At 42.7% G+C, this 23,966-nt stretch carries 21 protein-coding genes; 13 read left to right on the forward strand and 8 right to left on the reverse strand.

The window, feature by feature from the left end; genetic code table 11:
• Nucleotides 1-30: 30 nt before the first annotated feature.
• Entirely contained in the window at nucleotides 31-750 is a 720-nt protein-coding gene (locus FAX86_RS20845) for a hypothetical protein (RefSeq protein WP_144395434.1), read from the reverse strand.
• A 177-nt stretch (nucleotides 751-927) separates the two neighbouring features.
• Between FAX86_RS20845 and FAX86_RS20850 the strand changes: the two genes are divergently transcribed.
• The 3 genes from FAX86_RS20850 (at nucleotide 928) to FAX86_RS20860 (ending at nucleotide 5,129) form a co-directional block, all read left to right on the forward strand.
• Nucleotides 928-1,185: a glutaredoxin family protein gene (locus FAX86_RS20850; protein WP_144395435.1), complete on the forward strand. Its 258-nt coding sequence runs from the start codon at nucleotides 928-930 to the stop codon at nucleotides 1,183-1,185.
• An 815-nt stretch (nucleotides 1,186-2,000) separates the two neighbouring features.
• On the forward strand, nucleotides 2,001-2,627 hold the full coding sequence (locus FAX86_RS20855; RefSeq protein ID WP_144395436.1) for a TetR/AcrR family transcriptional regulator: 627 nt from the start codon (nucleotides 2,001-2,003) through the stop codon (nucleotides 2,625-2,627).
• Between the two features lie 39 nt (nucleotides 2,628-2,666).
• Complete coding sequence (locus tag FAX86_RS20860; RefSeq protein ID WP_144395437.1) at nucleotides 2,667-5,129, forward strand: acyl-CoA dehydrogenase; 2,463 nt, start codon at nucleotides 2,667-2,669, stop codon at nucleotides 5,127-5,129.
• 162 nt (nucleotides 5,130-5,291) lie between these two features.
• Here the strand turns inward: FAX86_RS20860 and FAX86_RS20865 are convergent, their stop codons facing one another.
• Nucleotides 5,292-7,820: a GGDEF domain-containing response regulator gene (locus FAX86_RS20865; protein WP_144395438.1), complete on the reverse strand. Its 2,529-nt coding sequence runs from the start codon at nucleotides 7,818-7,820 to the stop codon at nucleotides 5,292-5,294.
• Between the two features lie 147 nt (nucleotides 7,821-7,967).
• Here FAX86_RS20865 and FAX86_RS20870 point away from each other — a divergent pair, with 147 nt between their 5' ends.
• Both FAX86_RS20870 and FAX86_RS20875 read left to right on the forward strand, forming a co-directional pair.
• Nucleotides 7,968-8,621, forward strand: a complete 654-nt coding sequence (locus FAX86_RS20870; protein ID WP_144395439.1) for a YiaD family glycine zipper/OmpA-like lipoprotein — start codon at nucleotides 7,968-7,970, stop codon at nucleotides 8,619-8,621.
• 31 nt (nucleotides 8,622-8,652) lie between these two features.
• Complete coding sequence (locus FAX86_RS20875) at nucleotides 8,653-9,507, forward strand: ion transporter (protein WP_144395440.1); 855 nt, start codon at nucleotides 8,653-8,655, stop codon at nucleotides 9,505-9,507.
• Nucleotides 9,508-9,570: 63 nt separating this feature from the next.
• Here the strand turns inward: FAX86_RS20875 and FAX86_RS20880 are convergent, their stop codons facing one another.
• On the reverse strand, nucleotides 9,571-9,759 hold the full coding sequence (locus FAX86_RS20880; RefSeq protein ID WP_144395441.1) for a hypothetical protein: 189 nt from the start codon (nucleotides 9,757-9,759) through the stop codon (nucleotides 9,571-9,573).
• A gap of 300 nt (nucleotides 9,760-10,059) precedes the next feature.
• Here FAX86_RS20880 and FAX86_RS20885 point away from each other — a divergent pair, with 300 nt between their 5' ends.
• The 7 genes from FAX86_RS20885 (at nucleotide 10,060) to FAX86_RS20915 (ending at nucleotide 17,597) form a co-directional block, all read left to right on the forward strand.
• Nucleotides 10,060-11,241: a 2-isopropylmalate synthase gene (locus FAX86_RS20885; RefSeq protein WP_144395442.1), complete on the forward strand. Its 1,182-nt coding sequence runs from the start codon at nucleotides 10,060-10,062 to the stop codon at nucleotides 11,239-11,241.
• Between the two features lie 82 nt (nucleotides 11,242-11,323).
• Nucleotides 11,324-12,319 carry a uracil-DNA glycosylase family protein gene (locus FAX86_RS20890; RefSeq protein ID WP_144395443.1) on the forward strand — a complete coding sequence of 332 codons (996 nt, stop codon included), beginning with the start codon at nucleotides 11,324-11,326 and terminating at the stop codon, nucleotides 12,317-12,319.
• Nucleotides 12,309-12,797, forward strand: coding sequence for a ribosomal protein S18-alanine N-acetyltransferase (gene rimI, locus FAX86_RS20895; protein WP_144395444.1), 489 nt, complete (start codon nucleotides 12,309-12,311; stop codon nucleotides 12,795-12,797). The genes FAX86_RS20890 and rimI overlap by 11 nt, the downstream gene beginning before the upstream one ends.
• Before the next feature lie 51 nt (nucleotides 12,798-12,848).
• Nucleotides 12,849-14,429 (forward strand): peptide chain release factor 3, encoded by a 1,581-nt coding sequence (gene prfC / locus FAX86_RS20900; RefSeq protein ID WP_144395445.1) that lies wholly within the window; start codon nucleotides 12,849-12,851, stop codon nucleotides 14,427-14,429.
• Nucleotides 14,410-15,225 carry a TatD family hydrolase gene (locus FAX86_RS20905; protein WP_144395446.1) on the forward strand — a complete coding sequence of 272 codons (816 nt, stop codon included), beginning with the start codon at nucleotides 14,410-14,412 and terminating at the stop codon, nucleotides 15,223-15,225. Before prfC ends, FAX86_RS20905 begins: the two co-directional genes overlap by 20 nt.
• Before the next feature lie 77 nt (nucleotides 15,226-15,302).
• Nucleotides 15,303-17,063: a type IV pilus assembly ATPase TfpB gene (tfpB, locus tag FAX86_RS20910; RefSeq protein ID WP_144395447.1), complete on the forward strand. Its 1,761-nt coding sequence runs from the start codon at nucleotides 15,303-15,305 to the stop codon at nucleotides 17,061-17,063.
• A gap of 75 nt (nucleotides 17,064-17,138) precedes the next feature.
• Nucleotides 17,139-17,597, forward strand: a complete 459-nt coding sequence (locus FAX86_RS20915) for a hypothetical protein (RefSeq protein ID WP_144395448.1) — start codon at nucleotides 17,139-17,141, stop codon at nucleotides 17,595-17,597.
• On the opposite strand, the gene FAX86_RS20920 is transcribed toward FAX86_RS20915, so the two are convergent.
• The 3 genes from FAX86_RS20920 to FAX86_RS20930 form a co-directional block, all read right to left on the reverse strand.
• The gene (locus FAX86_RS20920) at nucleotides 17,586-17,978 is read right to left on the reverse strand and encodes a VanZ family protein (RefSeq protein WP_144395449.1); all 393 of its coding nucleotides are present in this window, start codon (nucleotides 17,976-17,978) and stop codon (nucleotides 17,586-17,588) included. The genes FAX86_RS20915 and FAX86_RS20920 overlap by 12 nt on opposite strands.
• Nucleotides 17,979-17,982: 4 nt before the next feature.
• Nucleotides 17,983-18,354: a hypothetical protein gene (locus tag FAX86_RS20925; RefSeq protein WP_144395450.1), complete on the reverse strand. Its 372-nt coding sequence runs from the start codon at nucleotides 18,352-18,354 to the stop codon at nucleotides 17,983-17,985.
• Between the two features lie 72 nt (nucleotides 18,355-18,426).
• Nucleotides 18,427-21,261 carry a valine--tRNA ligase gene (locus tag FAX86_RS20930; protein WP_144395451.1) on the reverse strand — a complete coding sequence of 945 codons (2,835 nt, stop codon included), beginning with the start codon at nucleotides 21,259-21,261 and terminating at the stop codon, nucleotides 18,427-18,429.
• 116 nt (nucleotides 21,262-21,377) lie between these two features.
• On the opposite strand from FAX86_RS20930, the gene FAX86_RS20935 reads away from it, so the two are divergent.
• Nucleotides 21,378-21,770 (forward strand): STAS/SEC14 domain-containing protein, encoded by a 393-nt coding sequence (locus FAX86_RS20935; protein WP_144395452.1) that lies wholly within the window; start codon nucleotides 21,378-21,380, stop codon nucleotides 21,768-21,770.
• Between the two features lie 53 nt (nucleotides 21,771-21,823).
• On the opposite strand, the gene FAX86_RS20940 is transcribed toward FAX86_RS20935, so the two are convergent.
• Nucleotides 21,824-22,255, reverse strand: a complete 432-nt coding sequence (locus tag FAX86_RS20940) for a DNA polymerase III subunit chi (protein ID WP_144395453.1) — start codon at nucleotides 22,253-22,255, stop codon at nucleotides 21,824-21,826.
• A 1-nt stretch (nucleotide 22,256) separates the two neighbouring features.
• Nucleotides 22,257-23,768 carry a leucyl aminopeptidase gene (gene pepA, locus FAX86_RS20945; RefSeq protein WP_144395454.1) on the reverse strand — a complete coding sequence of 504 codons (1,512 nt, stop codon included), beginning with the start codon at nucleotides 23,766-23,768 and terminating at the stop codon, nucleotides 22,257-22,259.
• Nucleotides 23,769-23,966: the final 198 nt, after the last annotated feature.

Raw genomic sequence — 23,966 nt, forward strand, 5'->3', positions numbered from 1 at the left:
GCGGCCTTTCTTGACTCGATATAGGAAGAATTAAGCCGCTTGGGTCTCTTCTTCTTTTTTCTCTACAGGAGTCTCAACAGCTGGCTTCTCAGCAACGGGTGCTGGCTTGACCGCGTCTTTAACTTCTGCTTTAACAACTTTTGCTTTTTTCGCTTTAGGCTTAGCTGCTTTCTTAGCTTTTGGTTTTTTCGCTTTCGTTTTCTTTGCAGCTTTTGCTTTGGCTGCTTCTTGCTTAGCAACTTCTTTCTCTAGCTTCGCAATAGCTTTGACTTTGCCCGCAACAGCTTTTTCTGTTGCTTTTGCTGCTTTTAGCGCTTCTTTAGCGATTTTCAACTCAGTGGTTGCTTCGTCCGCTTTAAGCTTAAGCTCGGCTACTTTGTCTTTATTGGTTTTTACGGATTTGACAGCTGCAGGAGTTTTCTTTGCTTTAGCTTTTTCTTGAGCCGCTTTGAGCTTCTCTTTTGCTTTAGCTAATTTAGCTTTTGCAGCTGCTGCCGATTTTTCTGCTTTTGCTGCTGCTTTTTCAGTTGTAGAGAGCTCTTTAGCCGCTGCTTTTTCCAAATCAACAAGTGATTTTTCGAAAGCTTGTTGCGCTAAAGTTAGGGCTGAAACAACTGCTTTTGCTGCGGTTGCTTTGCGGGTCGCTTTCTTGGCAACTTTTTTTGGTGCTTTTACTGCTTTAGTTGTTGTCTTGCGAACTGCCTTTTTCGCTGGTGCTTTCTTGGCACGTTTTGTTTTTGCTTTTGCCATTTTTGTATTACCTCGTTGATTAAAAAATGCGCCGCGATTATACGGATAATAAATTTAAATGTGAATGCTTTTCGTAAAGTTAATGGCCGATTTAACAACTTTTTTTTTAACTCGGTAAAAATTACTGCCAAATGTTAGAATAATGACATCGAGTTTTAAGAAAATGGTAATTTCAAAATGGTAAGGTTCAACCTTTTTTCGACCGACGGATGTCACCTGTGTGAGCAAGCGATTGGTATGTTTTATTATGCGAAGCAACACAAATTAATCGCTGATGACATTGAATTAGGTATCGTCGATATTGTTTCCGATAAAAAACTGGTGGATGCGTACGGTGAACGAATTCCAGTGCTTTTTTCATGCCAGACTCAGGCAGAATTGGGGTGGCCGTTTGAGCTGGATGAATTGGTGTCCTGGATTAGCTCAGAAAAATAAATCATCACACTTATCGGCAAGCCTAGGAATTCGCTAAGACCAGCAAATCGTATTAACTAAATTTTTGGATAAAAGACAGATCCATGAACCAAAGATTGTCGATGACAAACTAGTTCATTAGTAGTTCAGTAATATTGCTCTCAATTTTTACTCAATCGATGAGATTGAGAACGTCGGTCAACCATTCAAAGTCGTCGCCATTCTATTTATCAAATTAGGTGTCCGTTTAATTTGGATATTCCTATTATCGAATTTTTAACGAATGGTATTTATGAAAATGGCTTTATTGGTGGTTTTTCAAAAAGGAGCCGTGTGAAAGACACGCGAATCCTTGGGACTTTAAAATTTAAAGAACTTAAGTTTGATTGTTGACATTAATAGTCGGAGCTTTTAGCCGTAATGAAATTTGCAGGTTAAATCGTTTTGCAGGTTTTGATTGCGGTTCGAGTCATAAACAAGAAGTCTATATTTAATGTCGGTATAAATCGCAACTAGTAAATCCACATTTGAAACCCTTAAAAATTATTTTATATTCCTAAAAGTTTTAAAAACTCTAGTTTCGTGACGTTGAGATACGTCATTTTTATCCAGAACGAGTTAAGACTGCTGTTTAATCCTTGTTTGAATTCATCTCTGAGATGGTGCTTAGAAGCTTAGGATAATCTTGACAATAGTATCATTTGAACGTATGTTTCAAACAACTGTTTAGATTTTCGGGTTGGCAGTACTCCTATGGCTTAAGTTGTCATAAATCCGATAAACAGAATTATTGTTAAGAATAGTGTCCGTTTCCCTATTATTAAGTGAGATTTTGAATGAGTAGCAAACAGTCCACAAAAGATCGCATTCTCGATGCAGCAGAGGCGTTATTTGCGGACCGTGGTTTTGCTGAAACGAGCTTAAGAACGATAACAAACCGAGCAGATGTTAATTTAGCGTCGGTGAATTATCACTTTGGTTCGAAGAAGTCGCTGATTCAGGCTGTGTTCAATCGCTTTCTCCAAAAGTTTGTAACTCACCTCGACAAAGAGTTAACACCGATTGAACAGGGTTTAGATGCCCCCAGTGTCGAACAAGTGTTGCACACTCTTGTTAAGCCGTTGATGTCGATGGATAAGGACCGGCACGAGGGATCTTCGAACTTTATGAAGCTTTTGGGAAGGGCGTATGCAGAGAGTCAAGGTCACATGCGACGTTTTATGCAAGAGCATTACGCACACTATTTACGGCGATTTACATCGCAACTGCATCGCGCTGCACCAAATTTAGCTAACAATGAGATGTTTTGGCGTCTACACTTTATGCTGGGGACGGTTATTTTCACCCTGGCGGGCAGTGACGCCTTACATGAGATTGCAGCCGCAGATTTTAAAGAATCAGTAACGCTGGAGCAGACGCTAGAACGACTCCTGCCGTTTCTTGCAGCCGGGTTTAAATCTTAATATGTCTATCATTGCAAACTTGTTGATTGGAGTGTAACTATGATTACCTTAGGACAAATATTGGCACTACTCATCGTTGTATGGGTGAGTGCATACAAACGAATGCGAACAGGTACCGCGTTAGCTCTAGCTGCCGCTGTGCTTGTTGGTTTAGGTGTAATTTACGAAGTGACGATTTTGCCGTGGATTCTTCTCGGTGCGTTTGCTGCTTTGTATTTCTTGCACGATTTGCGCAAAGACAAAATCACCTTACCAATTTTTAAAATGTTTAAGTCTGTGTTACCACCTATGAATCAAACTGAAAAAGACGCTTTAGAAGCGGGTGATGTTTGGTGGGACGGTGAGCTGTTCAAGGGTAACCCGGACTGGAATCAATTATTGAGCTTTCCGAAGCCCGAGTTGACCAAAGAAGAACGCGACTTTGTGGATAATCAGGCAAATACTCTTTGCGAAATGGTTAACGATTGGAAAGTCGTTCATGAAGACAAAGACTTACCACCTGAAGCCTGGGAATATATGAAGAAAGAAGGTTTCCTTGGAATGATTATTCCGAAAGAATACGGTGGTAAGGGATTCTCTGCTTTAGCGCACTCGACGGTTGTACAGAAACTAGCGACTCGCAGTGGTTCGATGTCAGTTTCTGTTATGGTTCCAAACTCGCTTGGTCCAGCAGAGTTATTGTTGCATTACGGTACTGAAGAGCAAAAGAATTATTACTTGCCTCGTTTAGCGAAAGGTGAAGAGATTCCTTGTTTTGCGTTGACTGGTCCTGAAGCTGGTTCCGATGCCGGTGCAATTCCTGATTCAGGTGTTGTTTGTAAGGGTGAGTACAAAGGCGAAGAAGTACTGGGCATTCGAGTCAGTTGGAATAAGCGTTACATTACGCTTGCGCCCGTAGCAACTGTTTTAGGTTTAGCTTTTAAACTTTATGATCCAGACGGGCTATTGGGTGATGAAGAAGATTTAGGTATTACTTGCGCGTTAATTCCAACGGATCACGAAGGTGTTGAAACTGGAAATCGCCATTATCCAATGGGTCAAGCATTCATGAATGGTCCAACGCATGGTAAAGATGTATTTATTCCTATCGATTGGATTATTGGTGGTAAAGAATATGCCGGTAAGGGCTGGCGAATGCTGGTTGAGTGTTTGTCTGCAGGTCGTGGAATTTCACTACCGAGTTCTGCAACCGCTACGGGTAAATTATCTTACCGTATGACTGGTGCTTACTCAGTTCTGAGAAAGCAATTCAAAACGTCGATTGGTCATTTCGAAGGTGTAGAAGAAGCGCTTGCGCGGATTGCTGGTAACACGTATCAACTTGAAGCAATGCGGATTATGACGGCTGGTGCGGTCGACTTAGCCGTTAAACCATCGGTGGTCACTGCGATAGCGAAGTATCACATGACTGAAATGGCGCGTTCTGTAGTGACTGACGCAATGGATGTTCATGCGGGTCGTGGTGTAATTATGGGTGAGCGTAACTACTTGTCGGGTGGTTATATGTCGATGCCGATTTCAATTACCGTAGAAGGCGCTAATATTTTAACGCGAAACCTGATGATCTTTGGTCAAGGAGCTGTGCGTTGTCATCCATTTGTGTTCCGTGAAATGGAAGCGGCAGCAAACCCAAATCAGAAAGAAGGTCTGGATCAATTCGACAGCCTGTTCTTCCGTCACGTTGGTTATGGCGTTAGTAACTTCATTCGTACTGTAAGCCTTGGATTAACTGGTGGGCGAATTGCGAAAAAGCCGGTTGGGGGTGATACCGCTCGTTATTATCAACATTTAACTCGCATGAGTTCTGCGCTTGCATTAGTGTCGGATATCTCGATGATGGTGTTTGGTGGCGATCTTAAGCGATTGGAGCGTTTGTCAGCTCGTTTAGGTGATGTATTAAGTCATTTGTACTTGGCTTCAACGGTATTGAAGTATTACGAAGACAATGGTCGTCCTTTAACAGATTTGCCCTACGTTGAGTGGTGTTTACAGCGTAGCTTGTACGAAATGCAAAATGCCTTCCGTGGATTCTTCGAGAATCTTCCAATTAAAGGTTTAGGAACAGCACTTAAGTGGATTGTTTTCCCTTACGGTATGCGTTTCAAGAAACCAAGTGACCGTTTGGATCATGAAATTGTCAAGCCAATGCTTAGTGATAATGAATTGCGTGACCGTATCACTTTGGATTCTTACATTGGCGAGTCTGACGATGATCCTGCCGGTCGGGTGGAAAATGCATTCAAGAAAGTATTAGCTGTTGCTTCAATCGAAAAGCAGTTGCGTAAAGCAACGAAAGAAGGGAAGTTGGCTGCGGGTCGGAGTTACCAGGAGACTGCGGAAACTGCAGTAGCTGCAGGTATTCTGACGCAAGAAGAAGCTGATCTTTACATTGAAGCAGAAGCGGCTCGTTCTGATGCCATTCAAGTTGATGATTACTCAAAAGAGTACATTGCAACAGGTAAAGAAAGTTCGAGTAAAGCGTCTTCTAAAGAAGCTGCTTAATCGTTTACGGATAAATATCCGAAGAAAAACCTGCTCTTGAAGAGCAGGTTTTTTTATGTGAAGAATAAAGTTCAGATGATCTTTAGTTTTGTATTCAATGGACTTTGCTTGCGAACTCTGAACCAATATTCTTTGGGGCAATATTAGAATTAATTTGGAAAATCAGTTTTTTTCAATCCACAAAGCATTCTCGGGAGAAGCGAGGAAATAACCTTGAACGAGATCGATACCGCCTTGTTCGATATTTTGCAATGCTTCGATGTTTTCAATGGCTTTGACTGTGGTTTTTACACCACTTGATCGAGCAACTTCAGCCATCGAGTGCATCAGTTTTTTATCAACGGGATCCCAGGCGATATTCTGCGTAAAGAGACCATCAATTTTGATTCCATTAATGGGGAGCTCACGAATTTTTGAAAATAAACTGAAGTTTCTCCCAAAGTCATCCACTTGAAAACGGCATCCTAATCCGACCATATCGTCTAAAATCGGAATGAGTTGTTCGCGATAATGTAGTAAGTGATGTTCTCGTAATTCAAACTGAAATTGCGGGCATAGCTTAGGGTGTGCTTCCAGTAAGTTTAATAGTTTATTACTTACGTCGTTATCCAACAGTGTTTGCGCCGAAACATTGATGTTAATTATGGGAGCTGTTTGATAAGAACTTAATGTTTTAACCAATTCCTGCAGTACCCAATAGTCAACGCGAGATATTAAATCGAATCTTTCTGCATCACTTAAAAAAGCACCGGGTGTAAAGAGTTTGCCATCGTCAAACTCTAGCCGGACAAACGTTTCATATTCGGCTGGAATGCAGTTTTGCTTTACCCATTGCTTGTAATCTTTTCCTTTGATTATTTCTAATGCTTTGAGATCAATATCTGATGTATTAAAAATGGGTTGGAAAAGCAATTTAAAATTGTCGTTACTTAATCCCTTTTCTATTCGAGCTCGCCATCCTGGTGATTGACTTTGTGCGATTTCAGAATTGTCTTCGTCACTAAAAATGTAAACTTGATTCTTTCCCTGTGATTTAGCTTTTTTGCAGGCATAATCGGCTTGAGCAAGCAGTTGTTTACGATCATTATTTGATACGGATATGGTGGTTACACCAATACTGCCGGAGACGGAATAATCTTGATCTTCAATGGTAAAACTGGTTCCGCTAAGCACGTCTTTAAAACTTTCAGCGAGATCTTTAAGCGCAGTTTTCGGAGTATCGTGCAGCAGAACGGCAAACTCGTCACCGCCTAACCTTGCTGCAAGATCGCGATGACGTAAACGAGACCGAATTTTTTCGCCAATGGTTACCAATAATTGGTCACCTGCTGCATGACCGGCTTCATCATTAATCATTTTAAAGTTGTCGAGATCAATGTATAGGAGAGCGCTGTCGAGCCGAGTCACGCGAATACTTTGTGCTTCTTGCTCCAGAAGTTGATCAAAGTAAGTCCGATTTAATAATTGGGTTAAGTGGTCATGATTCAATTGCCAGTTTAATTCATCTTCAATAAGCTTCCTCTCGGAAATATTTTTGAAAACTATAACGGAACCTTGAGTTTTTTCTAGATGATTTAAAGGATGAATCGTGCATTCAACATGAATAGGTTGTTTGTCAGCTGTCCAAAAAATAGTTTCCCAATCGTCGAGAGAATCTTTGAGTAGGTAAGCCTGATACAGATAATTGGTTTCATCTGATATATTGCGGCCAAATTCATCGGCAAAGTGAAATCGTTTATGGGCGTATTGGCCAAGCAGTTGATTTTGCTCCGTATAATTTAGAATGCGAAGTCCAGCGGGATTGATAAAGGTGACTCTTCCGACTTCATCGACGCCATAAATTCCCTCGCCAACGGACTTTAAAATGCTTTGCAAATGAAGTTTTTGCTGGTCCAATCGTTGTTGCGAAGCAATTTGTTTTATCATCGAACTAACGCGTGTTCGAAACAGTTTCATGGACTCGTTTTTGAACATGCACTCTTGAGCACCTGAGTTTAAACATTCTTCGATAACTTCTTCTTTGTAGGTTCCCGTGAGCACAGTTTTTAAAATTGATTGGTGAGCTTCTGACTCGCTCATTCTTTGACATAACATTGCACCATTGGCACCAGGCATAAAATAATCGATGATGGCCAAATCAAAGGTATTTTCTTGCAAGATATCCCAGGCGTTTTCCGCATCGGTTGCCACGGTTACCTCGAGTCCCAATTTTTCGAGTTGTTTGCCATAGATTCGTCGGACGCTTTTGGAATCATCGACCAGGAGGACTTTCGGTTTATCTTCAGTATTTTCTTCTTGCAACTTTTCTTTAGAAAATGAAGACCGGTTCATCAGCTGTTGAATGATACTTTCGCTATTTCGAAAGTCTTTCCACAGTTGGATGACCGTATTTGGTCGGTCTGCAAGAAGGTCAATGTTAGGCTCTTCCATATTCCGAGCAAAGACCAAAAGGGGGAGTCTATCGACCGGCGACTCGGACACTAACTTAACGAGATCTTTTTGCTGTTGCCGACTTTTACTGGGCCAGCCGATCACCAATAATTCTGAAATTTGATCCGGTGATTGCTGAAGGAAATCGAAAAACGTAGAATAACTATCAAAACTTTGAACTCGATATTTTAATTGCTGTAATAATCGATTGAGTCCAAACCGGAGAGTTGGTGAGGGCTCAATTAGTGTGATTGAATTCAAAGCTTTTCGATCCTACCGCTGTTATTTGTGTTGGTATCATTATAATAGATGAAAATTTGATTGCGAATTAATAATTTACGTGGATTTCGGTGCTAGAATTGTTATCAATTCTCGTGTTTTACACCATTCAATAGGAAGTTACTCACTATGAAATTAATACATAAATTTGCTGCATCTGCGATGACTCTTGCTATTTTATCGGGTTGCCAGACTTACGATCCTTATACCGGTGAAAGCAAAGTCAGTAATGCGACCACCTTTGGTGCGATTGGTGCCGTTGTGTGTGGTGCGATAGGATCGCGTAAAAGCAGCAAACGCGCAAGAAACGCGGCTGTAGGCTGTGGACTCATTGGTATGGGTATTGGCGCCTACATGGATGCACAAGAGAAGAAGCTACGTCAGGAATTGGAAGGCACAGGTGTTCGCGTCGTGAGGGAAGGCGATAATATTCGATTGATTATGCCCAACAGCATTACTTTTGGTGTTGACCGTTCGGAGGTTCAATCGAGTGTGTATTCAACCTTGAATTCAGTCGCTAAAGTATTAGAAGAGTTTAATGAGTCTGTCTTATTGGTTGCTGGTCATACCGATTCTAGTGGTGCCGAATCGTACAACTTTGAGTTATCTGTAAAACGCGCTTCGAGTGTTGCATCTTACTTACGTCAACGTGGTGTTGCTGCTGAACGCTTAAAAGTACGTGGTTTTGGTGAAACAGCCCCAATCGCTTCAAATAGCACATCTCAAGGTCGTGCTGAAAACCGGCGTGTCGAGTTATTGATTGAGCCTAAAGCGCAACAATAAATGTCGCATTCAGTAAAGTTTTGAATTTTTGATGCCGTCTGCACGAAATCTGACGCCTAAATATAACCAGGGTGACGAGCTGTCGCCCTGGCGAGAGTCTCTTAATCGAATTATCTTTGGATATCAAACTCGCCTGGGCAGGGCTTTTGACCTTGTTCTGATTATCTCGATTTTATTAAGTGTCATCGCAATCATGCTCGATAGTGTTGAGGCGATTCGCTTGGAATACGGCAGTCTGTTATACGCAATAGAATGGGGATTCACCATTCTATTTACTATTGAATATCTATTACGTTTAATCTGTGTGAGAAAACCTTGGCTATACGCTCGTAGTTTCTATGGTGTGGTGGATCTCATGTCAGTTATTCCCACCTATCTTACGCTCATTATTCCGGGCGCCAAATACATGTTGGTGATTCGAATACTGCGTGTACTTCGTTTATTTCGAATTTTAAAACTGGCAGAGTACATCGGTGAAGCTCATGTCTTGATTACTGCCTTGACGAAAAGCCGACAAAAAATTCTCGTATTTTTATACACTGTCTTAACGTTAGTCGTGGTATTTGGCTCTTTGCTTTACGTTGTCGAGGGCGATGAGAGTGGCTTCACCAGTATTCCAAAATCAGTTTATTGGGCGATTGTAACTTTAACGACGGTCGGTTACGGTGACATTGCACCAGTAACTCCTCTTGGACAATTTATTGCGGCCAGTATTATGATTATGGGATACGGCATTATTGCTGTGCCAACGGGAATCTATAGTGCCGAGTTAGTGAAAGCCTATACCGATAATAAAAATCCTGAGTCATGTACAGCATGCGGTGAAGCGGGCCATGACTTTGATGCTGTGTATTGTAAAATGTGCGGTCACAAGCTGTCGGATTGATTCTAAGCTAGTAATGGCATTCAAATCAGATGGCCTCCTGAAGAGAAAGTTTTCCCCGGTCAGTTAGGCTTTCAAATAAGCCGAATAGCGATTTTCTAAATCTCCCAATAATTGCGACAGATCTTGCGCGATGTCTTCTGTTTGCGTCTTTTTCAATAGCATCGGTTTTTCTTCAAACGCTTTTAAAATGGCAAATTGAGAGTCGCGGGTTGATGCGATGGCTTGAATTAGCGTGTCTTTGCAGTGATTCATAATAAGCATCCTTGGGAGCGATTAATTTAACTTACTTATTCAGTGTATCTCGCTAAGCGTTTTATGAAATGAAAAGTTTCGAATACCTTTGTGAGATTTTGTCCATTTTTTCAGTGTGATTTTCCGCTATCCCATTCTAGCTTGCCCCAATTAGATGCAAAAAGATTGACTCAGAGCCATCCATATTCCTTTGAGTCATTTAGTGGCCTAGATTTTAGGGGGATATTCCTAATGGTGATTTGTTGAACAGTTAGTGCCGACTAGTATGAAATTATCCTCTCATTAAAAAGGGTTTTATCTATGCCGAATCAGGAGCTGATTATATTCGACACAACTTTGCGCGATGGTGAACAAAGTCCAGGTGCATCAATGAGCATTTCAGAAAAAGTCGAATTAGCGCTGCTCCTCGAAGAACTCGGTGTTGATGTCATTGAAGCTGGCTTTGCAATAGCCAGTCCTGGAGATTTTGAAGCCGTTCAAAAAATTGGTCGGGTCGTGAAAAATACTCGTGTGTGTAGTTTATCGCGAGCGTGCAAAGCGGATATTGACCGAGCGGCAGAGTCTCTAAAATATGCAAGTCTAAAGCGAATTCATACCTTTATTGCTACTTCTGATATGCACATGACGTTTAAGTTAAATATGGATAAACAGGCTGTGCTTCAGGCGGCGGTATCTGCGGTATCTTATGCCCGACAGCTTACTGATGATGTTGAGTTCTCTGCTGAAGATGGTGGTCGGAGCGATATTGATTTTTTAGCTCAAGTCGTAGAGCGAGTGATTGATGCTGGCGCAACGACGATAAATATCCCGGATACCGTAGGGTATTGTTTGCCTCATCAGTTTGGTCAATTTTTGAGAGCTTTAATGGAAAAGGTGCCGAATTCCGATAAGGCTATATTTTCGGTCCATTGCCATAATGATTTGGGATTGGCGACGGCCAACTCGTTAGCGGCTATTGAGAATGGTGCTCGTCAGGTAGAATGCACCATTAATGGCCTGGGGGAGCGAGCTGGCAATGCAGCGTTGGAAGAAATTGTCATGGCGGTAAAAACTCGGCAAGATATTTTTCCATTGGAGACTCACATTAACACCAAAAATCTGGTTGGGTTATCCCAACGAGTCTCGCAAATCACTGGTTTTGCCGTTCAGCCGAACAAATCGATTGTTGGCAGAAATGCGTTTGCTCATGAGGCAGGTATTCATCAAGATGGTATTTTGAAGCATCGTGAAACCTATGAAATTATGCGGGCTGAAGATGTTGGTTGGACTGGCCAGCAAATTGTTTTGGGTAAGCATTCCGGAAGAAATGCCTTTGTTAATCGATTGCATGATTTGAACGTGGCGTTTGAATCGGCTTCGAATCTTGAGTCTGCATTTGAACAATTTAAACGGATGGCCGATCAGGGTAAAGGTGTGACTGACCAGCAATTGCTCATGTTGGCGGAACAATTCAATGCGCGGAAAGGTGTTGAGCGCGCCTAAATTAATCCTTTTGGTTTTTAATTGGCGTCAGACGAGTTAGTATTACACGCATTGTTGTTATTGAGCTGTGTGAAAATATATTTTGGATCCTAATTCGAATACTATTGCCTATCTCGAAGCTATGGGAATGACGTGGTGGGTGCCGCGTCAAGAGGAATCTCTATTCGATAAACAGGCCTTGAACGGTCATTCCGATATCCCTTCATCAAACCGCAATCAAAGTATGCAAGATGGCATGCCAGCGCAAGCACACAGTGACGTTAGCCAGAACGATTTTTCAGCAGATAACGATTATTCAGTCGGTAATAATTTTTCAGCCGATTCGGTTCATACGAATATCTCGAAGGCCTCGAATAATCAGGAAGTTAAGCCCTCATCGTCGGATGTTAGGTCAACAAAATCAGTTAGTGAGCAATCAAGACAGGCTCTTGAGTCTTTAAAGTCTTCTGTTAACACTGAAAAGTCGGTCACTCCTGACACAACGAATTTACCTGAGTCGTCTCACTCAAATAAAGTCACCACTGAGAACGATCAACCTTTACCCAAAAGGCCTGGCAAACCTGAGGTAGATTCAGTTGAACATCATTCGCGGGGACTCTTGGTCGTGCCTAAGGGACGTCGGTGGATGGCCGATACCTTAACCGTCGTCTGTCGTCATGAATCCGGACAACCTTCAGAATCCTTCTTGTTACGCGGAAATCCGTCGAAAACCGTGGCGAATATACTGATGGCACTGAATGTATTTGTCCATGGTCAAACGGGTCTGGAGTTATTAAAGTCTGCCAACTTCGCACAACTTGCAACGACTGCGCTGAGTGATCAGTCCAAACCAACCCCTGAAGTGTTTGAAGAACATCGGCCCAAAGCCCTTTTTATAATGGGCGAGCAAACGGCTAATTTATTAATGGGTGAACAAAGAAGCCTCGCCGAATGGCAATTAAAACCATGGAAAACAGCCGAGGGAATACCAATAGTGGTGACCTATCACCCCTATGAAATATTTAAATCGCCACAGCTCAAAAAGCAGGTAATGAAGGATTTAATACAGTTATCACAGTGGCTGATCGATGACGAGTAGACTTGTGTTACGTCGGGCTCAACGTGAAGATATTGCCCGAGTATTGGTGAATGAAACTTGTGCGTACCCGGTTCCCTGGGGAAAACAAGCTCTGATTGATAGTCTGGATCCGCAATACGATTTTTTTGTCGCTGAACTTGATGAACAAATCGTAGGGCATTTAATCGTGCAGGTTATTTTAGACGAGAGTCATTTATTAAATCTTTGCCTGCATCCTCGCTATCAGGGAAGAGGGTTGGGTAAACAAATGATGCAATATTGGCTCGACTCGAGTCGGTCACAGACAATCCATCAATTGTTATTGGAAGTACGAGAATCCAATACGAAAGCCCTCAAATTGTATGAGTCGATGGGATTTCAGAAGTTATCTGTCCGAAAAAATTATTATCCGCTTCCCGATAATCAGCGAGAGCATGGTGTTGTTATGAGCCAAAGCTTTCCAGAACAGCCCGTGGGTGGATGTTCTCTTTCACAATAAACGCTATAATGCGCCTCCATTTTATATCCAAACAGCTTTAACGGATCGTTTATGTCAAAACAGGCCGAAGAAATCGCCAAACGCCGAACTTTTGCAATTATTTCCCACCCCGATGCGGGTAAAACCACCATTACCGAAAAACTGTTGCTTCACGGCAAGTTGATTCAGGAAGCGGGAACCGTTAAAGGGCGAAAAGCATCGAAGCATGCCACCTCCGATTGGATGGAATTGGAAAAGCAGCGGGGAATTTCGGTGACAACATCGGTGATGCAGTTTCCCCACAATGGGCGCATTGTTAACCTGTTAGATACGCCCGGGCACGAAGATTTCTCAGAAGACACCTATCGAACTCTTACTGCAGTAGATTCTGCTTTGATGGTAATTGATTCAAGTAAAGGGGTTGAGGATCGAACCATTAAATTGATGGAAGTCTGTCGGCTTAGAGATACTCCGATCGTTACTTTCATGAATAAGCTCGATCGTGACATCCGTGATCCTATTGAGTTGCTTGATGAAGTTGAAGACGTTTTAAAAATCAATTGTGCTCCTGTTACTTGGCCGATTGGCATGGGTAAGTCATTTAAAGGCGTCTATCACTTACTTGAGGACGCAATTTACCTTTATCAATCGGGTATGGGGCATACGATTCAAGAAGAACGCGTCATCAAAGGGATAGAGAGTCCTGAAGCAGAAGCGGCTTTAGGAGATTTACTATCCGATTTAAAAGATGAGTTGGAGCTTGTTCTCGGGGCCAGCCATGAATTTGATTTAGATGAATATTTAGCGGGCCGATTGACGCCTGTTTTCTTTGGAACGGCTCTCGGAAATTTTGGGGTTTCGCACATGCTAGATCGTTTTGTGGAATGGGCTCCATCGCCTTTGCCGCGAAAAACGGAAACAAGAGAAGTCGAGGCGACAGAAGATAAATTGACGGGCTTCGTTTTTAAGATTCAAGCTAACATGGATCCGCAACATCGCGATCGGATTGCTTTTATGCGAATTTGCTCTGGACGTTATGAAAAAGGCATGAAAATGCATCACGTTCGGTTAAAACGCGATCAGCAAATCTCAAATGCTGTTAATTTCTTGGCCGGCGACCGAGGTAATCTCGAAGAAGCTTATGCGGGCGATATTATTGGTTTGCACAATCATGGAAACCTGCAAATTGGTGACACCTTTACTCAGGGCGAGGCGCTCAAATTTACCGGGATTCCTAACTTTGCCCCCGAATTATTTCGCCGCGTGCGATTGAAGGATCCATTGAAAAATAAAGCCTTGCAAAAAGGATTAATTCAGCTCTCAGAAGAGGGTGCGACGCAAGTTTTTCGTCCTCTAAATAGCAATGATTTGATCCTTGGTGCTGTGGGTGTGCTACAGTTTGATGTAGTCGCACATCGATTAAAAACGGAATACAAAGTCGAATGTATTTATGAAGCTGTGTCTGTTGCAACTGCACGTTGGGTCGCTTGTGATGACGAAAAAATCGTGGATAAACTAAAAACGAAAGCGGGTGAACATTTGGCATTGGATGGTGGCGATAACTTAACGTATCTGGCGCCGACAATGGTAAACCTGAATTTAACGCGAGAAAGATTTCCGGAAGTCGAATTCCTTGAGACACGCGAGCACTAGACCTCAAAAAGAGGTCTCTAAAAAAATAGAGTTGTTTGATACTCACTGCCATTTGGACTTTCCAGAGTTTGACTCTGATCGAAAGAAGCTGCTGACAGTGGCCAAAGAGCATGGGCTGAAAGGGCTTATTATTCCAGGTGTAAAGAGAGATGGCTGGCGCCTTATTCGTCAGCTTTCCGCTTTAATGGATGGTGTTCATAGTGCATTAGGATTGCATCCGATGTTTATTCATGAACATACTGAAGAGCACCTTCATGATCTTGAAATGGCTTTGTCGGTAGGGCCGATTGTCGCACTGGGTGAGATTGGCCTCGATTTTCAAGAGGGCCGTTCAACTCAGACCCTCCAGGAAAAATTTTTTCATCACCAGTTACATATGGCAAAAGACGCAGGGCTTCCCGTGATTTTGCATGTCCGTAAAGCGCACGACGAAGTACTCAAACAGTTAAGAATTCTAAATTTTCACAACGGTGGCGTTGTTCATGCGTTTAACAGCGATTTAAATCACGCAAAGCGCTATGAACAGCACGGATTTAAGTTGGGCGTTGGTGGAACAATCACTTATCAACGGGCGGTAAAAGTTAGAGCAATGGTGAAAGAGTTACCGATTGAGCAAATCGTTATGGAAACGGATGCCCCCGACATGCCACCAGCTACCTGTCATGGTCAGCGCAATACACCGGTGCATATTTTTGATAATTTCCGCGCTCTTTGTGAAATACGAGAAGAAACGACGGCTCATCTGGCGAGTCAAACCACGCAAAACGCTTATCAAGTATTTAAGTTAGATAATTGATAGAAATCACATTGAAAACTTGACCTTACGCCCGGTCTGGCGGCTATCATTAGAGGGATGACAACAAAGGTACCCCTATGACCCAAGATAAGCCGACTATTACAATCAAATTCCTCGAGCAAATGCTTAACGATGGGCTTGTCAACCAAGATACTTTTGCAAAGCTTCGAGTGAAGCTGCGTTCGTTACCCCAATCCAGCCATCCAATACAAGGCATCGCACCTTTGAAGCTAAAACATGCCACTCAGAAAAACATTGTGCTTGATGATCAATATTTATCCGAATGGTACGCACTGAAGTGTGGAATGGAATGCGTTGAGTTGGATCCTTTGAAGTTGGATGTGGATGCGATCACAGATGTGATGTCGAAGGCATTTGCTCAGCGGCATAAAATTTTAGCTTATGCGGTTAACAATAATAGTGTCACTATTGCCACGTCCGAACCATACGTAACGGGTTGGGTCAACGGGCTGGAACATATTTTACGCAAAGAAGTTAAACGTGTTTTTGCCAGTCCGGTTGCGATTGAAAAATTTCAGAAAGAGTTTTACGCACTGAGTCATTCGATTCGTGGCGCAAAAAATGAAAAATACCAAGAGACAGGCGTTGGCAATCTTGAAGCTTTAATTGAATTGGGTAAGGCGGATGAAGTTGATGCCAATGATCAGCATATTGTGCAAATTGTTGACTGGTTGTTGCAGTATGCTTATGCCCAACGTGCTAGTGATATTCACATAGAACCGCGTCGAGAAACGGGCAATGTTCGGTTTCGTATTGATGGTGTGTTACATAAAGTTTATGAATTTCCTGCTAGTGTTACCGGCGCGGTACTCGCACGGTTTAAAATTTTAGCGCGAATGGATGTTGCTGAACGTCGAAAGCCGCTTGATGGACGGATAAAAACAAAAACTCCCGAAGGGCAGGAAGTTGAGTTGCGTATTTCGACGTTGCCGACGGCTTTTGGTGAAAAACTGGTGGCGCGTATATTTGATCCTGGTGTTTTAAATCGAGACTTTTCAGAATTAGGTCTGGATAAAAATATTGAACAGCAATGGCTGTCGATGGTGAGCCAGCCGAACGGAATTGTTTTGGTAACGGGACCTACCGGTAGCGGTAAAACAACGACGTTGTACACCACTCTAAATCAAATAGCGCGACCGGAAGTAAATGTTTGTACTATTGAAGATCCCATTGAAATGGTGAACCCTAATTTAAATCAAATGCAGGTTCACCACGAAATAAAAGTGGATTTTGCGAGCGGTATTCGAGCGTTGCTCAGACAAGATCCCGATATCATTATGATTGGTGAGATTCGAGATAAAGAAACGGCAGACATGGCCGTGCAAGCCTCTTTAACCGGTCATCTGGTTATTTCGACATTACATACAAATGATGCTTCATCTGCAATAACTCGATTGTTAGATTTGGGTGTAGAGCCGTTTTTAGTGAACGCTTCTATTTTAGGCGTTATGGCGCAGCGCTTAGTCAGAACCTTATGTAAAGACTGCAAACAACCTGCAGAAACGGATGTTAATGCCTGGCGGCATTTAGTGTCACCGTTTCCAATAAAGCCGCCGGCTAAAGTATTTAAGCCTGTTGGCTGTCGGCTGTGCCGCGGTACAGGATATTTAGGTCGACAAGGTATTTATGAAATGCTTTCGGTAAACTCGAAGGTGAAAAAGCTAATCCATTCGCACTGTGATGTGGGGCCTATTCGTGATCAAGGTATCAAAGACGGTATGAGCCTGTTGAGAATTAACGGTGCAAGGAAAGTGGCACAAGGGATGACAACGATCGAAGAAGTCTTACGAGTTGCTTCGCCCGAAATGGAAAATTAGTGAAGTTTTTTAAATTATAATTGCTCGATAAATCAGTACGAGTTTTTGAAAAAATATTTAACAAAGGTCTCAGTGATGAAAAGACTTTACAGTACTGTAATAGCATTAATATTTTCGGCAACGTTAGTTGCCTGTGAAAATTCAACGTCGACTGCAGACGAACCTCAATCTGATAGCAAGACTGAGTCTAAAACGACAAAAGCGACAAAGCTTCCGACTCCAGAGCTTATTGAGCAAATTGTTGGTCTGGCTAAAGATGTTTCTTGTGAATCCGTTAGTGAGTGCAGTTTTATCGGTATAGGAGCGCGACCATGTGGTGGGCCCGACAAATATCTTATTTACTCCAAAGTGAATATTGATCAAGTTAAGTTGACGGCGTTAGTGGATGATTATAACGAGCGAAAACGAGAGTACATCAAGTCTCAAATGCAAGTCGGTGTGTGTCTGGTTGCGCCCGAGCCAGAATTAGAGTGTAAAGAACAGCGCTGTCAGGCCGTCAGTAAAGTACGCGTTGGACACAGCTTAGGTATGTGAGTCAGGCTTCTCTCGCTCTGATCGTTTGCCAAATATGGCGAGTACCAAGAAAACACCAACAGCATCGCCAATCCAGTCTACCCAGCTAAAGCTTCGGCCTGGAATCGAGAGCTGAATGAATTCGATTGCAACACCAAGAATAAGCATTGCCAATGCAATAAACCACCGGTTTAAATTAACAAATGCACCGAGCATTAAAAAGGTAACGCCGGCAAACGCAATGGCGTGAAACATTTTGTCGATATGAGGCAAGTGAATGCCTGAGTCAATTCCGGGGGTGAGTGTTAAATATAAAAGTAAAGCTAATGCCGAAACTGCAGCGAGCTTCCACAAAGGGTGACCGAGTTTGGGCAATACTTTATGAATCACGTAATCAACCATTCCATTACTTCGCTGATCCAGAAGTTTTCGACTTAATTTCTGTCGTCAGCTCAACAGAGTTTTTCTGAGTGTTTGTCCACATTAAGCAGTAGGTTTGAGTGACTGGAGCGACAAAAGAGGTTGGCTTGAATTCGGGAGTTAATTGTTCGCCTACAGGATAAATGACGTTGTCACCTTCATGGTAGTGAACATTGAAAAGTAACGGGTCACTGGCTTTAAAAGAAAACTTTATTGGCTGTTGTTGTTCTAGTTTAAAACACACTTCATGAATTTTTCCGGATGCAACCGATGTCTCATCTTTAACGGGTAACGTAGTTATTGAAGCTGCGGCGTTTAGGCTAAATAAGCCCGCAGTTAATAAGTATAATGATTTCATTTTAGCTTCCTTAGCATTAAACAAAGCTCTCAGTTATCTGAGAGCTGTTATCAAGTCGTTACTGTTATCAAATTATAACGATTCAAGCTGTGTGATTTGTTGCTTAAGCTTTTCAAGTGTTGCCTCTGTTTCTGCGAGCTTTTCTTTTTCTTTAGCAACAACCGCTTCCGGAGCTCGATCCGCGAAATTTGGATTAGCCAGCTTGGCAGCAAATCGTTCTTTATCTTTGGACAATCGGTCAATCTCTTTGTTCACTCGAGCTTTTTCCGCGGCAACGTCGATTAATCCTGCCATTGGAATCAATAAATCCATATTACCAATTAGTGCTGTTGCTGATACCGGCAGCTCATCACCTTTTTGTTTCCAGTTGATGCTTTCCAATTTGGCCAATGTCATCAAAAAGGTCTTATTTTCATTGAGTCGACGTTCATCTTCGGCAGAACCATTATGAATAATTAATGGAACCGATTTCGCGGGAGAAATATTCATTTCACCGCGAATATTTCTAACTCCGACAACAACATTTTTAACCCACTCCAAATCGTCAGCCGCAGCTTCGTCAAACCTCTTTTCATCAAACTTTGGGAACGATTGAAGCATGATCGTATTATCTTTAATGCCAGCGAGCGGTGCAATGCGCTGCCAAATTTCTTCGGTAATAAAAGGCATTAGAGGATGCGCAATTCGCAAGACCGTTTCTAGTACATTGACTAAGGTGTGCCTTGTTCCTCGCACTTGTTCTGCTGTACTGTTGGCGTCATTTAATACGGGCTTGGACAGCTCCAGATACCAGTCGCAATATTCATTTTTAATGAAACTAAAGAGTGCTTGCGAGACGAGATCAAAACGATACGTTGTTAAGTGCTTCTCAAAGTCTTCTATGGTGGATTGTAAGCGTGACCAAATCCAGCGATCAGCGAGTGATAATTGAAGGTCACCGCCATTCTGACCACAATCTTGGCCTTCGGTATTCATTAATACATAACGGGCTGCATTCCAAATTTTGTTACAGAAGTTTCGATTGCCCTCAACGCGGCCAAGATCAAAATTAATGTCTCGGCTGGTTGATGCCAAAGCACAAAACGTAAAACGTAACGCGTCGGTGCCGTAAGACTCAATGCCTTCACCAAATTCTTTGCGTGTACGCTTTTCTATTTTTTTCGCATCTTTTGGATTCATTAAGCCTGTGGTTCGTTTACTCACTAATGAGTCAACATCAATACCGTCAATTAGGTCAATGGGATCCAACACATTACCCTTGGACTTTGACATCTTTTGGCCGTGCTCATCGCGAATCAAGCCGGTAATGTAAACTTCTTTAAAGGGAACTTTACCAATGAATTTTTTGGTCATCATAATCATTCGGGCAACCCAGAAAAAGATGATGTCAAAGCCAGTCACTAAGACTGAAGAGGGTACAAAGGTTTCAAGTTCTTTGGTTTTTTCTGGCCAACCCATTGTTGCAAACGGCCATAGAGCAGAAGAGAACCATGTGTCTAAAACATCTTCATCTTGTCTTAAAGAAACGGATGAATCGAGGTTGTTGTCTTTGCGGACTTCTTCGTCGTCGCGACCTACATAAACGTTACCGTCTTCATCGTACCAGGCCGGAATTCGATGACCCCACCAAAGTTGTCGGCTGATACACCAATCTTGTAAATTGTGCATCCATTGAAAGTAAGTTTTGCTCCAGTTCTCGGGAACAAATTTAATTTCTCCACTTTCTACCGCCTCAATGGCGGGTTTTGCTAAAGATTCAACGGCAACATACCATTGATCGGTTAAATAGGGCTCAATAACAGCGCCACTGCGGTCGCCGCGCGGTGTTTGTAAGGTATGATCTTTAATGCTGTCGAGTAATCCTAATGAGTCAAAATCGTCAATAATTTTCTTACGTGCGTCGAAGCGATCGAGTCCTGCATAACCATCAGGAATCATCAAGTTGATATCGGTGATGGCTTTACCTTTGTAGTCGAAAGCTTCTGCAGTATTTCGAATCGCAGCATTATCATTAAATATGTTAACGAGAGGTGCGTTATGTCGTTTTCCCACTTCATAATCGTTAAAGTCGTGCGCTGGAGTTATTTTAACGCAGCCTGTTCCAAATTCTTTATCAACATATTCGTCAGCCACAATGGGAATTTCTCGGCCAACTAATGGCAAAGTAATTGTTTTGCCAACAAGGGACTGATATCGCTCATCTTCAGGGTGTACCGCAACCGCAGTATCACCTAACATGGTTTCAGGACGCGTTGTTGCAACGACAATGTAGCTTTTTCCATCGGCGGTCGTTTCTCCATTGGCCAATGGATAGCGGAAATGCCAAAGCGATCCTTTTTCTTCGATATTTTCGACTTCGAGATCGGAAATTGCAGTGTGAAATTTAGGATCCCAGTTAACCAGTCGCTTTCCGCGATAGATAATATCTTCCTTAAAGAGTTGAACGAACACTTCTTTTACGGCATTGGAGCAGGTATCGTCCATGGTAAAAGCTTCTCGATTCCAGTCGACAGAATCACCCAGACGACGCATTTGTCGTGTGATCGTGCCACCGGAGTGTTCTTTCCATTCCCATACTTTATCAATAAACGCTTCGCGGCCAAGATCCTGTCGAGTTTGGCCTTCGGCACTTAGGTTGCGTTCAACGACCATTTGCGTCGCAATACCGGCGTGGTCCGAACCGACCTGCCAAAGAGTATTGTCGCCTTTCATTCGGTGGTAGCGCGTTAGCGTATCCATGATGGTGTGTTGAAACGCGTGGCCCATGTGAAGGCTGCCGGTGACATTGGGTGGCGGAATCAAAATACAATAAGGATTGCCTTCACCAGAGGCGACAAAGTAATCACTACTTTCCCACTTTTGGTACCACTTTTGCTCAATATCGCTGGGGTTATATGCCTTTTCCATAATAATGTCTTTATTTTTCGCTTACGGGAATTAAACTTAATAGAGGGAGCGTATTTTACGGCCTACGACTTCAAGTCGCCACTCTTTGTCTGAAAAAGCGTTATTTAAACAAAAAAATGTCATATTCCATTGATTTTGAGCAAGAATTACACGCAGTTCGGGTTACCTTTACCGGCGAGATAACCGTTGAAGATATTCGCCAGGTTTTTGAAGCTGTCTACACTGGGCAATATTCATCAGATATTAATGCTATCTGGTCGTTTGAAGGTATGTTTACTGAGGCAACGGTAATGGAGGTTTTTGAACTGGCCAAGTTTACTTTATCGAAACGTGAGATTACCGGCAATCCGGCAACGGCCTTTGTGGTTTTTGATGCTAAAGCAAAGATGTTTTGTGAAAAATACAGTTTGCTGGTGAAAAATGCACCCTACGAATTAAAAGTTTTCACCGATGTCGAGTCAGCAGAAGATTGGATTAAACATCGACAGCAATCGCAAAGGGTCTCATAAACATACTAGTTAGCATTGTGTTCAGATTGTCGTGTTTTTATTATTTTGAACACCTAATTGTTTAAATTAAAGTGCTTCAGTGGGTAACCTCGATCGCGATAAAATTTAAACCTTGCCCGCGCTTTTTCTTTTTGTTCATCGTCACCGTGTGCAAATTCAATCACTTTTTCAAATTGACCGTGAAACTCCGGAACATTATCGGATAAGTTAATTAGAACATCTGGGCGAACATTGGGCAGTTGGCCATATCCAATTTCGATGGGTGGGTTGATTCCATCGGCTTCACCGCTCATCAAGTGAGGTAGAAAACTACTGGGTTCTTGAGTCCACAAGAGTTCATCGATGTGTTCGGCATCACGCCGCGAGCCGGTGTGAATGAAAATTCGCTTTTTTTGACTGTAGGCGTTCTGAATTAAAGCGATCGAACGACGAAAAGCCGACTTCGGCTTATCGTCTTCAATAATATAAAACTCGACCTGGGTCATTTTATGACTCTTTAGCCGATTTAGACTGAGCGCGGTCGATGATGTATTGCGTTAGCATAGAAACAGGACGCCCCGTTGCACCTTTGTCTTTACCACCTTTCCAAGCGGTCCCGGCTATATCTAAATGTGCCCATTGATATTTCTTGGCGTAGCGCGACAAAAAGCAAGCCGCAGTGATGGTGCCTGCAGGACGACCACCAATATTGGCCATGTCGGCGAAATTGGTATTGAGTTGTTCTTGGTATTCGTCCCATAAAGGTAGACGCCAGGCCCGATCGTCAGCCGTTTCACCAGCATTTAACAGGTCGTGCGCTAGTGGATTATGGTTACTCAGTAACCCAGAAGCGTGCGCACCAAGAGCGATAACACAAGCGCCTGTCAGAGTTGCCACATCAATGACGACATCGGGATTAAATTTTTCGACGTAAGTTAACGTGTCGCAAAGTACCAATCGACCTTCGGCATCAGTATTTAATATTTCGATGGTTTGGCCGCTCATGGAAGTGACAACATCTCCGGGTCGACAAGCTCGACCATCGGGCATATTTTCAGCAGCAGCAACTGCCATGACCAAATTGATGGGTAAATCCAATTTTGCAACGGCAAGAAAGGCACCGAATACAGAAGCGGCTCCGCCCATGTCGTATTTCATTTCATCCATGGCTTCACTCGGCTTTATGGAGATTCCACCGCTATCAAATGTTAAGCCCTTACCGACCAAAGTAACCGGAGATTCGCCTTCTTCACCGCCTTTATACTCCAGAATGATCAGTTTTGCTGGTTGCTCTGAACCTTGTGCTACGGCCATAAACGCGCCCATTCCTAACTCAATCATGTCGGCTTCTTCGAGCGCACTATAAGTTACTTTTTCAAAGTCGCTAGCGATCTTCTCCGCTTGTTCTGCCAGATAAGTCGGGTGACAAATATTGGGTGGCATATTGGCTAAATCTTTGGCGAGTTTGATACCCTCTGACACAGCAAGGCCTTCGCAAATAGCTTGTTCGCCTAAAGTGAGATCTCGGCGTGTCGTTACGTTAAAAACCAGTTTCCGCAGTGGTCGACGAGCCGTGTCAGTTTTAGATTTAAGTTGATCGAAGGTATACAGGCTGCTTTGAGTGGCTTCGACTGCATGCTTTACCTTCCAATGAGTATCGCGGCCTTTTACATTTAACTCACTTAAAAAGCAGACTGCTTCCATCGAACCCGTATCGTTTAACGTTGATATTGCTTTGGAAATAATTCTTTTATACTGAGTTTCACTAAACTCTCGCTCTTTACCGCAACCAATCAGCAAGACGCGATCACAAAGTGTATTCGGCACATTATGAAGTAATAGGACTTGGCCTGCTTTACCTTCAAGATCGCCGCGTCGTAATATGTTGCTGATGTAGCCATCGCTTACTTGATCAAGATGCTCCCCGACAGGACTAAGTTTTCTTGGCTCGAAAACTCCGATAACAACGCAGGCACTGCGTTGTTTTTCTGGGCTTCCGCTCTTAACGTGAAATTCCATGATGGCTCCTGATAAAAAAGTTTCTTGTTATCCACACTTTTGTGGGGGTATCTTGATCCAGAAAGTACGACTAAAGTTACAGCAGTATAACCAGTTATGCTATATTTAGCACTGGTTTGCGTAAAAAACCGTCAGAAATAACGATTTTAGAACAAATCTTAAAAAAAATCATCAAAAGTATAAGTTTAGAGATGAAAC

The organism is Pleionea sediminis, assembly GCF_007570825.1.
Lineage (GTDB): Bacteria > Pseudomonadota > Gammaproteobacteria > Enterobacterales > Kangiellaceae > Pleionea > Pleionea sediminis.